Origin of the sequence: Streptomyces sp. SDT5-1, from assembly GCF_052245995.1 — a bacterium.
Classification (GTDB): domain Bacteria; phylum Actinomycetota; class Actinomycetes; order Streptomycetales; family Streptomycetaceae; genus Streptomyces.
Window position 1 is genome coordinate 1,564,596 of record NZ_CM125963.1, and the last position, 13,993, is coordinate 1,578,588.

General features: G+C 72.5%; 16 protein-coding genes and 1 riboswitch. Of the genes, 13 read left to right on the top strand and 3 right to left on the bottom strand.

Annotated elements, in window-relative coordinates; all coding sequences use genetic code 11:
- Positions 1–14 precede the first annotated feature (14 nt).
- On the top strand, positions 15–209 hold the full coding sequence (locus ACTWJ8_RS07350; protein WP_356383399.1) for a hypothetical protein: 195 nt from the start codon (positions 15–17) through the stop codon (positions 207–209).
- A 17-nt stretch (positions 210–226) separates the two neighbouring features.
- On the opposite strand, the gene ACTWJ8_RS07355 is transcribed toward ACTWJ8_RS07350, so the two are convergent.
- Positions 227–871, bottom strand: a complete 645-nt coding sequence (locus ACTWJ8_RS07355; RefSeq protein ID WP_443263360.1) for a TetR/AcrR family transcriptional regulator — start codon at positions 869–871, stop codon at positions 227–229.
- A 114-nt stretch (positions 872–985) separates the two neighbouring features.
- Here ACTWJ8_RS07355 and ACTWJ8_RS07360 point away from each other — a divergent pair, with 114 nt between their 5' ends.
- The 4 genes from ACTWJ8_RS07360 (at position 986) to ACTWJ8_RS07375 (ending at position 3,747) form a co-directional block, all read left to right on the top strand.
- Positions 986–1,192: an NADPH-dependent FMN reductase gene (locus ACTWJ8_RS07360; protein WP_443263361.1), complete on the top strand. Its 207-nt coding sequence runs from the start codon at positions 986–988 to the stop codon at positions 1,190–1,192.
- On the top strand, positions 1,189–2,301 hold the full coding sequence (locus ACTWJ8_RS07365) for a serine hydrolase domain-containing protein (RefSeq protein WP_443263362.1): 1,113 nt from the start codon (positions 1,189–1,191) through the stop codon (positions 2,299–2,301). The genes ACTWJ8_RS07360 and ACTWJ8_RS07365 overlap by 4 nt, the downstream gene beginning before the upstream one ends.
- Positions 2,302–2,343: 42 nt before the next feature.
- On the top strand, positions 2,344–2,823 hold the full coding sequence (gene aac(6'), locus ACTWJ8_RS07370) for an aminoglycoside 6'-N-acetyltransferase (RefSeq protein ID WP_443263363.1): 480 nt from the start codon (positions 2,344–2,346) through the stop codon (positions 2,821–2,823).
- Between the two features lie 90 nt (positions 2,824–2,913).
- A complete protein-coding gene (locus ACTWJ8_RS07375) occupies positions 2,914–3,747 on the top strand; it encodes a PIG-L family deacetylase (RefSeq protein WP_443263364.1) in 834 nt (277 codons plus the stop codon).
- Between the two features lies 1 nt (position 3,748).
- Here the strand turns inward: ACTWJ8_RS07375 and ACTWJ8_RS07380 are convergent, their stop codons facing one another.
- Positions 3,749–4,399 (bottom strand): (2Fe-2S)-binding protein, encoded by a 651-nt coding sequence (locus tag ACTWJ8_RS07380; RefSeq protein ID WP_443263366.1) that lies wholly within the window; start codon positions 4,397–4,399, stop codon positions 3,749–3,751.
- On the bottom strand, positions 4,396–4,779 hold the full coding sequence (locus ACTWJ8_RS07385) for a (2Fe-2S) ferredoxin domain-containing protein (protein ID WP_443263367.1): 384 nt from the start codon (positions 4,777–4,779) through the stop codon (positions 4,396–4,398). Before ACTWJ8_RS07385 ends, ACTWJ8_RS07380 begins: the two co-directional genes overlap by 4 nt.
- Positions 4,780–4,841: 62 nt before the next feature.
- Positions 4,842–4,966: riboswitch (cobalamin riboswitch) on the bottom strand.
- 158 nt (positions 4,967–5,124) lie between these two features.
- Between ACTWJ8_RS07385 and ACTWJ8_RS07390 the strand changes: the two genes are divergently transcribed.
- From ACTWJ8_RS07390 to ACTWJ8_RS07425, 8 genes are all read left to right on the top strand, one after another.
- Positions 5,125–5,805, top strand: coding sequence for a TetR/AcrR family transcriptional regulator (locus ACTWJ8_RS07390; RefSeq protein ID WP_443263368.1), 681 nt, complete (start codon positions 5,125–5,127; stop codon positions 5,803–5,805).
- Positions 5,806–5,984: 179 nt separating this feature from the next.
- Positions 5,985–6,644: a thermostable hemolysin gene (locus ACTWJ8_RS07395; protein WP_443263369.1), complete on the top strand. Its 660-nt coding sequence runs from the start codon at positions 5,985–5,987 to the stop codon at positions 6,642–6,644.
- Positions 6,641–8,182: an AMP-binding protein gene (locus ACTWJ8_RS07400; RefSeq protein WP_443263370.1), complete on the top strand. Its 1,542-nt coding sequence runs from the start codon at positions 6,641–6,643 to the stop codon at positions 8,180–8,182. The genes ACTWJ8_RS07395 and ACTWJ8_RS07400 overlap by 4 nt, the downstream gene beginning before the upstream one ends.
- Before the next feature lie 37 nt (positions 8,183–8,219).
- Positions 8,220–9,461 carry a darcynin family protein gene (locus ACTWJ8_RS07405; RefSeq protein WP_443263371.1) on the top strand — a complete coding sequence of 414 codons (1,242 nt, stop codon included), beginning with the start codon at positions 8,220–8,222 and terminating at the stop codon, positions 9,459–9,461.
- Positions 9,448–10,440, top strand: a complete 993-nt coding sequence (locus ACTWJ8_RS07410; RefSeq protein WP_356383362.1) for a hypothetical protein — start codon at positions 9,448–9,450, stop codon at positions 10,438–10,440. The genes ACTWJ8_RS07405 and ACTWJ8_RS07410 overlap by 14 nt, the downstream gene beginning before the upstream one ends.
- The gene (locus tag ACTWJ8_RS07415; RefSeq protein ID WP_443263372.1) at positions 10,437–11,825 is read left to right on the top strand and encodes an MFS transporter; all 1,389 of its coding nucleotides are present in this window, start codon (positions 10,437–10,439) and stop codon (positions 11,823–11,825) included. Before ACTWJ8_RS07410 ends, ACTWJ8_RS07415 begins: the two co-directional genes overlap by 4 nt.
- Positions 11,826–11,907: 82 nt before the next feature.
- Entirely contained in the window at positions 11,908–12,366 is a 459-nt protein-coding gene (locus ACTWJ8_RS07420) for a hypothetical protein (RefSeq protein ID WP_443263374.1), read from the top strand.
- Positions 12,363–13,955, top strand: coding sequence for a multicopper oxidase family protein (locus ACTWJ8_RS07425; RefSeq protein WP_443263375.1), 1,593 nt, complete (start codon positions 12,363–12,365; stop codon positions 13,953–13,955). Before ACTWJ8_RS07420 ends, ACTWJ8_RS07425 begins: the two co-directional genes overlap by 4 nt.
- Positions 13,956–13,993: the final 38 nt, after the last annotated feature.

Consider the following 13,993-nt stretch of genomic DNA (forward strand, 5'->3'; position numbering starts at 1 on the left):
CAAGGAGTTGCCCCATGTACGCGAACCCCACCAGCGCCGCGATGCTCGGCGGCGCGGGCACCGGCGCCCTCGCCATGACCGGCAGCCTCAGCCCGCTGGCCCTCCTGGGCCTGGTCGTCGGCTGCCTCACCCTGATCGCCGCGGGCCTCGCCCTGCGCACGCTCAGCCCCGTGATCGCCGGCAAGGACCGTGGCCCCGGCCCGTACTGAGCGGGCCCGCGCGCCCCTCAGCCGTAGTACGCCAGGAACATGTCCACGCCGCGCTCCACGAGCCGCTCGGCCAGGTCGGGCGCGAGCCGCTCGCCGTACGCGCTGTGGACGATGTGCGGGTACAGCACCAGCGCGTAGAACTGGAGGATCGCCACCTCCATGTCGTCGATGCGCAGGTCGGCGCAGGACTCGAGGGCGGCGGCCAGGGGCTTCGCGAAGCGGTCGGGACCCTGGGCGCGCCAGGCGCGGCCCAGCTGCGAGAAGCGGTGCGACTCGGCGGCGATGAGCGCGCGCAGCGCCAGCACCTCGTCCTGGGCGATGCCCTCGACCCAGCCGCGGGCCGCACCGGTGAGCACGTCGCGGATGTCGTCGTCGGCGGTCAGGCGGCGGCTCATCGCGCGGGCCGATTCACCGAGGGCCTGTTCGAGTGCGTCGCCGACCACCTCGGTGAACAGGTCCTCCTTGCTGCCGAAGTGGTTGTAGATCGTCACCTTGGAGACGCCCGCGGCGGTGGCGATCTGGTCCACACCGACCCCGAAACCGTGCTGCAGGAACTGCGCCCTGGCCGCTTCGATGATCGCCACGCGCTTCCGGGCGGCACGCTCCCCCGACGGCTTCTGCCTGGTCACCGCGTTGTCGCTCATGTCCTTCAAGCCCTTCATCGGTCGCATCCTAGCAATCGGGCTGAACTGAACAGTTGAGTTCACTTCATATGAACTGTACTGTGCAGTTCAGATTGCTCCCCCGCTCGACGCCCCCAACGGAGCTGAATCCCTATGCGCCCGATCGACGTCCTCACCGCCTCCGGCAGCCTGCGCCCCGACTCACACAACACCGCGCTGCTGCGCGAGCGGACCGCGGCGGCGGACGCCCTGCTGATCGCCACGCCCGAGTTCAACTACTCGGTGCCAGGCGTGCCGACCGGCGCCGCGCCCACCAACTTCGGTTCGGTGCGCGCCCAGTTGCCGCTGGGGCACCGATGACCACCGCCATCGCTCCCGTGCGGGGCACGGTCGACGCCCGATTCACCGGCGTGCGCGACGCGTTCGCGGCCGTCGCGGGCGAAGAGCCCGGTCTGAGCGCGCAGTTGTCCGTGCGCCTGCACGGCCGGCCGGTCGTGGACCTGTGGACCGGCCAGGACATCACCGGCGACGCGCTGCTCGCCCTCTACTCCTCCGGCAAGGGCGCCGCCCACCTCGTCACGGCGCTGCTCGTCCAGGACGGCGTGCTGGAGCTGGACCGGCCCGTCGTCCGCGACTGGCCCGAGTTCGCCGCGGGCGGCAAGGGCGGTCTCACGCTGCGCGATCTGCTGGCCCACCGGGCCGGCCTGCTCGGCGTCGCCGGGGGCCTGAGCACCGATGAACTCTCCGACGAACCACGGCTCGCGGCACGCCTCGCGCCACTGTCACCCGCCTGGGAGCCGGGCACCGGGTACGGCTATCACGCGTTCACCGTCGCCGCGCTGACCGGCGAGGTCGTGCGCAGGGTCACCGGGCGCACGCTCCAGGAGCACTACGCGGAGCGGCTGCGGATCCCGTACGGCCTCGACTTCCACCTCGGCCTGCCGGAGTCGGAGGAGCCCCGCTATCTGCCGGCACAGCCGCAGCCGGCGGTCCCGGGCCAGTCACCGCCCACCGGACTCACGACCCTCGCCTTCAACGCGCCGACCGACCTCGTGTCGTACGCCAATACGCGCGCGGTCCGCGCGCGGGGCCCGGCGTCGTCGGGGAGCGTCGGCACGGCGCGCGGCCTGGCGAAGATGTACGCCGCGGCGATCTCCACGGTCGACGACCGCGCGCCGCTCCTGGCGCCCGGCACGCTCGCGGAGTTCACGACGCCGCACTCCCCCGGCGTCGACCTCGTCACCGGGGAGCCGGACCACTTCCTGCTGGGTTTCGAGGCGCAGGGGGTGCGGTACGAGGCGCTGGGCGCGCGGGCGTTCGGGCACAGCGGCGCGGTCGGGGCGCAGTCGTTCGCGGATCCGGACACCGGTCTCGCGTACAGCTACACGCGGCGCCGCTTCTCGGCGGGCGGTGGCGGCGGGGCACAGGAGAACCACCGGCTGATCGCGGCGGTGACCGAAGCACTGTGAGGTGGTGACACGGAAGAGTTCCGCCGGGCGATGATGACCGGCATGGAACTCCTCCTCCAAGGCGACAAGGTCCTCCTGCGCCCGGTGACGAGCGACGACGTCGACATCCTCGCCGGGATCGTGCGGGAACCCGAGGTGGCGGCGTGGTGGCCGCCACCGGACGACTACGACAAAATGCTCGCGATCGTCCACGACGGCGAGGTCATCGGCGCGATCCAGTACGCCGAGGAGAACGACCCGGAGTTCCGCCGCGCCGGCATCGACATCTTCCTGTCGGCGCGCCACCGCGGGCAGGGGCTCGGCCCCGACGCGGTGCGCACGCTGGCCCGGTGGCTGGTGCGGGAGCGGGGCCACCACCGGCTGACCATCGACCCGGCGGCGGCCAACACGGCGGCGATCCGCAGCTACCGCAAGGTCGGGTTCGAGCCGGTGGGGGTCATGCGGTCGTACTGGCGCAACCATCGGACGGGGGTGTGGGAGGACGGCCTGCTCATGGACCTGCTGGCCGACGAACTGAAGTGAGGTGCTCGGGAACAGGCGGTCGGGTCGACGCCGTTGCACCTCCGGGGAGAACGCGAGGTTCTCCGACGACCGTCCGCAGGAGGACCTCCGATGACCGAACGACCCTTGACGCTCATGGCCGTGCACGCCCACCCCGACGACGAGGCCACCAGCACCGGCGGCGTGCTCGCCCGCTATGCGGCGGAAGGCGTCCGTACGGTGCTCGTGACCTGTACCGACGGCGGTTGCGGTGACGGGCCGGGAGGCGTCAAGCCCGGCGAACACGGGCACGATCCCGAGGCCGTCGCCGCGATGCGCGCCCAGGAGCTCAAGGCGAGCTGCGAGGTCCTGGGGATCAGCCACCTGGAGACCCTGGACTACGCGGACTCCGGAATGATCGGCTGGCCGAGCAACGAGGCGCCCGGCTCCTTCTGGCAGACCCCCGTCCCGGAGGCGGCCGCCCGGCTCGCGGACCTGATGCGCCGCTACGAGCCCGATGTGGTCGTCACCTATGACGAGAACGGTTTCTACGGCCACCCCGACCACATCCAGGCCAACCGCATCACGATGGCGGCCCTCGACCTGATCGACTTCTCGCCGAAGGTGTACTGGACGACGATGCCGCACTCGGGCATGCGGAAGTTCGGCGAGATCATGCGCGAGTTCAACGAGGACATGCCGGAGCCCGACCCGGCCGAGGTCGCCGAGATGGAGAAGATCGGCCTCCCCGACGAGGAGATCACCACGTGGGTGGACACGTCCGCCTACAGCGACCAGAAGTTCGACTCCCTGGCCGCCCACGCCAGCCAGGGCGAGAACATCTTCTTCCTCAAGATGGGCAAGCCCCGCTTCGCCGACCTGATGGGCCTCGAGACCTTCGTCCGCGTCAAGGACACCACCAACGCCCCTCTCCCCGAGAACGACCTGTTCGCGGGCCTGCGCTGATTCAGCCCGCGAAGCAGCAGTCCCCGCACACCGAGCCGCCCGGGACCCGGTAGTAGAGGCAGCAGCTGCGGCGGTGGAAGGTCAGGGGTGGGCCCGGGGTGAGGTGGCCGGTGTTGTGGAGGCGGCCCTGGGTCAGGAGGTGGCGGGTGCGGGTGAGGATCGTGGGGTGCAGGTCGGGGCGGGTGCGGGAGAGGACGGAGGCCGTGCCGGCGAGGGCCGATGCCATGTTTCCGGCCAGGAGGCGGGGCGCGAGCTTGACCGGCAGGGTGCGTTCCACGTGGCGCAGGACGCCGTCGACCTGGTCGAAGAGGGCCTCGGTGGGGAGGGCGGCCGGCGCGGCGAGGCGCAGGGCGGCGCCCTCGCCCGTCCACTCCAGGCCGTCGAGGTCCGGGACGATGCCGTACAGGAGCGCGCAGGCCAGGGTCGGTGACCAGACGCGTGCGGCGAGGCCCAGGTGGGCGATGGAGACGCCGACCCGGGTCTCGTCCGTGGCGTAGCGCGCGGTGACCGAGCGGGCCAGGCCGGTGAAGTGGGAGGGGGAGTTCGGGGATGTGAGGGCGGAATCGGGGGCGCGGTGCACGGTTGTGGGGAGGGTGAAGAAGCCGCCGAGGGCGGACACTTCGCGCAGGGCGTGCGTGATGTCCGTGCTCACGGCTGCTGCGCCCGTACGCGGCGGGGCGGCCTGATCGTGTAGAAGTCGAGCATCTCCGGCATCGGCGCGACACCGGGGCCTCCCGCCCGTACCCACTCCGCGATGTCGTCGTTCGCGTCCGGGTCGTTGACGAGGCCGAGCCACACGGGTCGGGCGCCGGCCGCGCGGCCCTCCGAAGAGGGCTGCACCACCACGACGTTGGCCTGTTCGCAGACGTCGAGGCACTCGGAGATCTGCACGGGCGCCGCCGCGCGCAGCCGCGCCGTCTGCGCGGCATGGTCGCCGTTCACCTTGACCGTGCCGCAGCAGCAGTCGCGGCACACCACCAGCCTGCACGGCACGGAGCGTTCACGGCGGGCGTCGGCCGACCTCTTGGGCATGCCGCGTTCCTTCCTCTCGCCGGGGAGATCCGCCCCGGAGTACGTCGAGGGGGCGGCGGCGTGAGTGTCCTGGCTCTCGGGTCCGCGCTCGTCCCGGCCTTCCCGCCCCATGCGGGGCAGTGGCTCGTTCGGGATCCGCTCGCCGATCACAGTGGCGGTACCGCACCGGAATCGCACCGGTTTCCTCGGCCCGCCGTCGCCCATGTCGGCGCCCATCATGCCAGTCGGGCGGGTCCGGCCTGCCCGGCGACGGCCCCGCGGGCCGTTTTTTGACCAACGGTCGATTATTGACCTCGTGTCATCCATACTTGCGCCATGCGTACTGTGCAAAGAAAAGCCAAAGAAGTGGCGGAGCGTGACCAGTCCCTGGTGCGGCTCGCACTGGAGATGGTCGAGCGGGACGGGTTCCACAACCTGACCCTGGGGCGCCTCGCCGCGGAGGCCGGCTACTCCAAGGGAACCATCTACAACCACTTCCGGAGCCGCGAGGACCTGCTCATCGAGCTGTCCACGGAGAGCGCGCGGCGCCAACTCCTCTACTACCAGAACATCGCGGACCTCGCGTGGGGCGGCGTCCAGGCGCTGTACGGCCTGATGCTCGCCTACATCCGGCACGCCGAGGTCGCCCCGATCCTGTTCGAGTGCAGCATCACCGCCCGCACGGACGCGGTCTGCGGGGCCGCGTCCGAGGCCCGCCTCAAACGCCGTGACCTGGTCGAAGCCCAGATGTCGCAGGTGGTCGGATCCATCGTCGAACGGGCCGTGACCGAGGGCCCGTTCGACAACCCGCACATCTCCCCCGCCGTGGCCGTGGACGCCCTGCGCTCCTCCATCCTCGGCTACGCGGCGATGCATCTGCTGTCCCGGCGCTTCCTGTGGGCCGCGGAGGAGAGCCCGCGGGACCGCCTCCTGGTGCTGGCGTCGATGGTCCACGGCCTCGGCTGGCCGCGCCTCGACGCCGAGGAGATGGTGCCGATCCAGCGCGCCGTCGCCGACATCGTCGAGGCCGCCGACGCACGCGCCTGACCGCATCCGCGACCGCACCCGCATCACCCTCCGTGATCGCCCCGCCGGCGGAGCCCCACGCTCCGCTGTGGCGCGTTCACGACGTGTTCATGTGAACTGGTTGTCAAAAAACGACCGATGGTCATAACGTTCTTCGCGCCTGGTCCGATCAGGGCCGGGCGGATGCGAACGGAGGGGATATGCGCATCACCATCGCCCGACGAGGCAGCGCCTTATGGGAGGCGTGTGCCGAGCTGGCGCGCACTCGCTACGCACGGGACTACGGGGCCCGGATCGAGCCCACGCCCGACTGCTTCATCGCCCTGAGACCCGCGGACGGCCCCGACGGGGCGCCGCTGGCCTGCGCAGGGCTCACGCATGGGGGGACGCGGGGGCTCCTCATCGAGAACTACTTCGGCGGCCCGGCCGACCGCGTCGTCGCCGAGCACACCGGCGAGCACTGCGAGCCGACCGCCCTGCTGGAGATCGGCCCGCTGGCCTCGATCGAGGCGGGCGCGGGCCTCGCCCTCATGCGGATGCTGCCCGCCTTCTGCTGGTGCAACGGCGCCTCGTTCGCGCTCTGCACCATCACCCGGCCGCTGTCCGCGATGCTGGCCCGCATCGGCATCGGCTTCACACCCCTGGCCCCGGCCACCGAGGACCTCCTGCCGCCCGAGCAGCGGGGCCGCTGGGGCACGTACTACGCCACCGACCCCATCGCCGGCTACGTCGACCTCCGGCACTTCGGCGCGGAGATCAGCGAACGCGCGGAGCTCGGCTACCACATGGCCGTGACCTGGGGACAGCGGACACAGGACGCGCGGCGCACGCCCGCGGTCGCGACGGCGGGTGCCCGATGAGAGCGGCCCTGACGGCGCTCGCCGCGCCCGCGAACCGGAGCAGGGTCCTCGTCGAACGGCTCACCGCCGACGGGACGCCGCCCGAGACCTACACATACGCACAGATGCACGCCTGGAGCGACCTCGTCCGGGGCGAACTGCGCGCGCGGAACGTCCCCGCCGGCAGCCGCGTCGGCCTCGTCGCGGGGAACGGCCCGGAGTGGGTCGCCGCCGACCTCGCGCTGCTGGCCGAAGGGCTCGTGGAGGTGCCGGTCCCGCTGGCGTTCTCCGCCGAGCAGGCCGCCTCCCTGCTGCGCGGCGTGGACGTCTGCCTGGCCGACGCGGCGGGCGCGGCCCGGCTCGAGGAATGGGGGCTCGACGGCTCGGCCGCCGTGATCCGCGTGGAGCCGACAGGCGGCGAAGTCCCGGACCATGAAGGCGACTTGAACGAGCCGGTGTCCGACGCCGACCGGATCATCAAGGTCATCCACACCTCGGGCACGACGGGCGCCCCCAAGGGCGTCAAGATCCGCTCCGCCGGTCTCTTCGCGCTCCTGGAGTCCCTCGACACCGTCTGCCCGCAGGGGATCTTCGAGCGCTATCTGTCGCTCGTACCGTTCAGCCTCCTCATCGAGCAGGTCACCGCGGTGTATCTGCCGATCGTGCGCGGCGGCCGCATGGTGCTGCTTCCCGAGTCGGTGTCGCTGCTCGGCACCGCGGGCTCACGCGCCGACGACGCGCTGCGGTGGCTGCGGGCGGGCCGGCCGACGGCGGCCGTGCTGCCGCCCGCCGTGGTCAGCGCGCTCGACAAGGCGGTACGGGGCTCGGGCGCCGACGCCGACACCGTGTTCGGGGCGGGACGCAGGCCCTTCCTGATGGCGGGCGGCGCCCCGGTCGACGCGGCGGCGTTGCTCCGGCTCGACGCGGCGGGCCTGCGGATCCACGAGGGCTACGGGCTGTCCGAGAACAGCTCGGTCGTCTCGTGGAACACCACCGACCACTGGCGCCCCGGCACCGTGGGCCGCCCCCTGCCGCACTGCGAGGTCCGCCTGTCCGACGGGGGCGAACTCCTGGTCAGGTCGACCTCGCTGTTCGCCGGATACACGGTCGAGGACCCCACCAGCCGCCCGGTGGACGAGGACGGCTGGCTGCACACCGGCGACCGCGCCGAGATCGACCCCGACGGCAGCATCCGCATCCTCGGCCGCCTGAAGAACGTGATCATCACGGGGCACGGCAGGAACGTGTCGCCGGAGTGGGTCGAGGGCCGCCTGCGCACCTGCCCCTCCGTCGTCGACGCGGTGCTCTTCGGCGAGGGCATGGAGTATCTGACCGCCGTCCTCGTCACCTCCGACGCCGCCGCGGCGGCCGACGGCGAGGTCGTCCGGCAGGCCCGCGCCTACGCGGCGGAGCACCTCGCGGAGACCGACCGACCCGAGCACTTCATCGCGCTGCCGGACGAAACGTCGCTGCGCGAGCGGTACTTCACCGTCACAGGACGCCCCAGACGCGACCTGATCCTCGCCGAGCTCGTCACGCCCGCGCCGACCACGCGCTGACGACACCGCTCGGCCCGACACTTCCATGGGGGATGACATGACCACCACGCAGCACAGCCTCCGCCTCGCGTCCATAGGGGACGGCGACGGCATGCTGATCACTCCGCGCACCGAGGGCACGCCCTTCGCCGCGCTCTTCGACGCGGGGCTCGACGGGCTGCTCGCCGACGCGGGGCACCTGCTGATCCGCGGCTTCGACCCGTCGGTCGAGGACTTCAACGAGCTGGTGCGGCAGTACAGTTCGCGCACCACGCTCGACCCGGCCCGCGTCTTCCACGGCTCCGCCGCGCAGAAGGTCGACTCCGGGCACGCCCCGATCGGCCTGCACCTGGAGAACGGCGGCACCCCGTTCGCGCCCGAACTCCTCTGGTTCCACTGCGTCAAGGCCGCCAGGTCCGGCTCCCAGACCACCGTCTGCGACGGCTACCGAGTCTGGGACGCGCTCTCCGACCGGGCGAAGGAGGCCTTCACCGCGCAGCCGATCCGGTACGCGAGGACCGTGCCGGCCGAGCTGTGGCGGCGCCTCGCCGCGTTCATGGCCGGCGACGGCCGCGGCCTCGACGAGATGTCCGTCGCCGACCTGTACGCCCAGGCCAACCCCGGCGCGAAGGTCGAGTTCACGGAGAACGCGGACGGCAGCCTGCGCTACGACTACCAGGTGTACGCGGCGCACCCCACCAAGTGGTCCACGCGCACGGCCTGGGCGAACAGCCTGCTGGGCCCGTCCTTCAACTACGAGACGCCCGACATCCGCTTCGCCGACGGCAGCCCCGTGCCGGACGCCGTCGTCGCCGAGTACACCGAGGTCACGGAGGCGGTGACCGAGGAGATCGCGTGGGCGGACGGCGACATCGTCCTCATCGACAACTCCCGGGTCATGCACGGCGCCGCGCCATCACCGACCCGGACCGCACCATTCTCAACTCCCAGAGCTACGCGAGGACCTGACATGAAATACGGCATCGTCATCCGCTACCAGTTCGACCCCGCGTGGCTGCGGCTCAGCAGGGAGGAGCGTCGCGCGTACGAGGACGTCTTCCAGAAGGAGATCGTCGGCCCCTACGTCGACCGGCTGACCGTCCGGCACTTCGACGCCGAGGCGTTCACCGCCGACTACTCGGACTTCCTGCTGATCGAGACCGAGGACCTTCAGGCGTACTACTACTTCGTCGAGGGCCTGCGGGACAGCGACTTCATCGCGCGCGGCTGGGTGCGCATCCACGACATCACCATCGGCGTCCCGGACGGCTACAAGGAGTACGAGCATGACAACGCCTGAGCAGTTCGCGGCCGTCGCCGACGAGATCCGCGGCGAACTCGCCTCGGTGACGCGGCTCGCGCACGTCAACACGTTCCACCCGAACGCCTTCGACTGGTCGGAGGCGGCCTCCCCCACCGAGCTGGCCCATCTGTCCACGGTGGTGCACGGCGAGCCCGGCCACGAGGCGGAGGCGGTCGCGTACATCACCAAGGAGCTGGCGCAGCTCGCCGAGATCGAGCGGCACGTCAGCACGGTCATGGCCCTGGTCATGGGCGAGCTGCACGATCTGCGCGACCCCGTGAACGTGGGGCACGAGCTGCACCACGCGCTCTCCTGCTTCGCGGCGGAGGAGATCCAGCACGCCAACACGTTCTACCGCTACGTGCGGGCCCTCAGCGGCATCGAACCCCGAGTGCGGAGCGCCCTGTTCGACGCGCGGCTCGACGTCTTCCGCACGGACGACCACCCGTACGTGAAGCTGGTGGCGCTGTGCTGCTCGGCGTACGTGGGTGAGTCCGTGATCACGGTGTTCGAGCACCGCACCGACAGCCTCGACCCGCGGCGCGACCGGTTCTTCACGCGGCTGCTGCACACGCACGGTCTGGACGAGGCGCGGCACGTGAAGATCGACCACGTGGCGATGAAGCTGCTCCACCCGGCGCTGACGGCCGAGCAGCAGGGCCGCGTCCGGGTGCTGCTCGCGGAGATCGAGGACCTCAACCGGCAGCTCGCGCTGGCCTTCCAGGAGGCCACGACCGAGGCCCTCGGCATCGACTTCGTGACCGGAAACCCGTCGGCGGCCGTGCAGTTGCGGATGACGACGGGGTTCGCGGAGCGGATCTTCGCGCCCGACGGCACCCTGCACACCGTGGACGAGGTGCTCGACGACGAACTGCGCGAGCTGATCACGCGGTTCGCCGGTGTGGGACGCGTGCACGGGGCGGACGCTCCGCAGTTGTCCGCCGCCGTGCCGAGCCCGGCGGGAGCCGTCCGATGACCTCGTCCACGGTCGGCGCCGCCCACGCGCCGGGACGCGCGCGGTCCGGCGCGGCGACGCACCGGCTCGGTGTCGCCGCCGCCGTCCTCGCCCTGCTGCTCGCCGCCATGGACGCCACCGTCATGGGCACGGTGCTGCCCGATGTCCTCTCCGACGTCGGCGGCGGCTCGGGCGGCGGCTACGCCTGGCTGGTCTCCGGCTTCATGCTGGCCCAGGTGGCGGGCACGCCGCTGGCCGGCTGGATCGCCGACCGCCTCGACGACCGGGTGCTCGCGGTCGGCGCCACCCTCGCCTTCCTCGCCGCGTCGGCGGGCGCCGGACTCGCCGGCTCGTTCGGCGTCCTGGTGGCGGCCCGGGTCCTGCACGGCCTGGCCGCAGGAGCGATCGTCGTCTCCAGCTACGTGATCGTGGGGCGCCTCTACGGGCCCGAGCGCCGCGCCGCCGCGCAGGGCATGCTCAGCATGGTCTGGGGCCTCGCCGCCGTGCTCGGCCCGGTCGTCGGGGCGGCGGTCACGGGGGCCTGGGGCTGGCGGTGGGTGTTCTTCATGAACGTACCGCTGTGCGTCGCGGTGGCCGTCGCGGTGGCGTTCGCGCTGCCGAAGCGGGCGGCGGGCTCCGGTGCCGGGCAGCCGTCACGCGGATTCCCCGCCACGGAGTACGCGCTGGTCACGGGCGGCGCCGTGCTGCTCCTCATCGGGTTCCAGGGGTCGTCGCTCGGGCTCGGCGCGCTCGGCGCGGGCGCGGCGGTCGTGGCCGGTCTCGGGGCGCTCGCGCTGCTGCGCCGGTTCGGCGGGGCGCTGGTGCCTAGGCAGGTGTTCGGCCGGACGCCGTCGGCGGGCGCCGCGCTGGCGACGGTCGGCGCGTGTGTGGTGATGTACGCGACGGTGACGGTGCTGCCGGTGCGGCTCGCCGCGCACGGCGCGTCCACGACGCGGATCGCGGTGATCGTCGGTGTGTCGGCGGTCGGCTGGGTGCTCGGCAGCGCGGTGACCGGGGGCGTCGTGGCCAAGCACGGCTACCGGCCCCCGATGGCGGCCGGTTCGGTGGCGCTGCTGGTCAGCACGGTGTGCAGCGCGACCGGGACACTGCCGTGGCTCGCGGGAGCGACGGCGGGGCTCGGCACGGGCGCCGTCACGGCGGCGACGCTCGCGCTGCTCCAGGACCAGGCCCCGGCCGAACAGCTCGGGGTGGCGACGTCCGCCGCGACGATGCTGCGCAACGTCGGTTCGGCGCTCGGCGTCAACGGGATCGCCGCGCTCACCGCCGTCCTGGCCACGTCCTCCGGCTCGGGCGACCGTGCCTTCTGGGCGCTGACCGTCCTTGTCGCGGCGCTGGTCGTCGTGCCCGCGCTGACCGCGCCGCGACGGCGCACGACGGCGGCCTGACCGAATCCATTGCCGTCGGGGCCCGCGGCCGGTCCACCCGGCCCGGGCCCCGACGCGTCCCACGACCGAACGGGAACACTTCATGACGACCTCCACACCCGGCCTCCGCGCTCCCGCACCGCCGCGCCCGGCCTCCTCCGGACGCGCCGACTGGGCCCGCTTCGGCGGCAGTTGCCTGCGGATCCTGTCCGTGCTGCTCGTGCTCGACGTCCTGCTCCAGGCCGCTCTCGCCGGTCTCTTCGTCACTGGCGACGTCTCACTGCTGGCGTGGCACGCGGCGAACGCGCAGGTGGTCGGCCTCCTGGCCGTCCTCGTGTGCGGCGCCGCCGTGCTCGTGTGGCGTGCGGGCCGCCGCAGCGGGTGGCCCGCACTGCTCGGCGCCGTGCTCGTCGCGGCGGTCCTCCTCCAGCACGGCCTCGGCGAGTCCCGGGAGCTCGGCGGTCATCTGCCGCTGGGCATGACGGTCTTCGGGCTCGCGACGGTCCTCGCGTACTGGGCCTGCGCGCTGCCGGCCGCCGGGCACGAGGAGGTCGGTCCGTGACGGCTCCGCGTGGTGCGCTGGGCCGCCGGCGCTTCCTCGGTGTCGCGGCGGGCGCGGGCGTCGCGGCGACGACCGTCGGCGCCACCGCCGGGGCCCGGCTCGGCGGGCAGACCACCGGCAGGACACTGACCAGCGCGGGGCCGCCCGTCCCCCGGTTCGCCGTGCCGCTGCCGATCCCGCCGACCGCGCGCCCCGTCGGGCGCGAGGACGGCACGGACCGCTTCGAGGTCGAGCAGAAGGTGGCCTCGGTGGAGATCATCCCGGGCCGCCGGACGACGATCTGGGGGTACGACGGCGTGTTCCCCGGCCCCACCTTCACCGGCCGCACCGGACGCGGGGCCGTCGTCCATGTCCTCAACAGCCTTCCGGTGCCCACCTCCACGCATCTGCACGGCGGAGTCACCCCACCGGACTCCGACGGCCACCCGACCGACCTTGTCGTCCCCACGGAACGCTGCGGCGAACGGCTGCGGGCGGGCCACGGCATGCACACCCCGTCCGCCGCCCGGCGCCTCTCCCCCGGTTCCAAGGCGTACGAGTATCCGCTGGAGCAGCGGGCGGCCACGCTCTGGTACCACGACCACCGGATGGACTTCAGCGCCCCGCAGGTGTGGCGCGGCCTCGCCGGTTTCTTCCTCGTGCACGACGACGAGGAGGAGCGGCTGCCGCTGCCCGGCGGCGAGAAGGACGTGCCGCTGCTGCTGTGCGACCGGGCGTTCGCCGAGGACGGCGAGTTCCGCTACCCCGCGAAGGCGCCGGACTGCATGGGCGAACCCGGGGTGCGTGCGGAGTTCATGGACGGTGTGCTGGGCGACGTACAGCTGGTCAACGGCGCGCCGTGGCCGGTGCTCGACGTGTCGGCGACGCGCCACCGCCTCCGCCTCCTCAACGCGTCGAACGCCCGCCGCTACCGTCTGACGCTCTCCCCCAGCCCGCGGCAGGGCGTGCCTTTCACTCAGATCGGCAGCGACGGCGGCCTCCTCGCCCGGCCGCGCGGGCACCGGGAGATCCCGCTCGCGCCCGGCGAACGCCACGACGTGGTCGTCGACTTCTCCGGCCACCGGGTCGGCACCGAGGTCACGTTGGAGAACACGCTCGGCCGTGGCCGCATGCGGCAGGTCATGCGCTTCCGGGTCGTCCGCCGCGAGCGGGACGACACTCATGTGCCCACCCGGCTGTCCACGACCGCCGAACCCCTGGACCCGGCGTCCGCCGTCCGCGTCCGCCGGTTCGACTTCCGGCGCACGAACGCCGGGGACGACCGGGCCATGTGGACGGTCAACGGCCGCCCCTTCTCCGTGTCCGACGTGCTGGCCCAGCCGCGCCTCGGCACGGTCGAACGCTGGCGCTTCACCAGCGACTTCCACCACCCGGTCCATCTGCACCTGGCCCACTTCCAGGTCGTCGCCCGCGACGGCCGGCCGCCCCGCGCCACCGACGCGGGCTGGAAGGACACGGTCGACGTCCGCCCGTACGAGGTGGTCGACGTCCTGGCCCGCTTCACGGGGCACCGGGGCCGCTACATGCTCCACTGCCACAACCTCGAGCACGAGGACATGGCGATGATGGCCAACTTCGAGGTGGTGTGAACGGCCGCTCCGGAGACGCGAACACCTCTCCAGAGCGG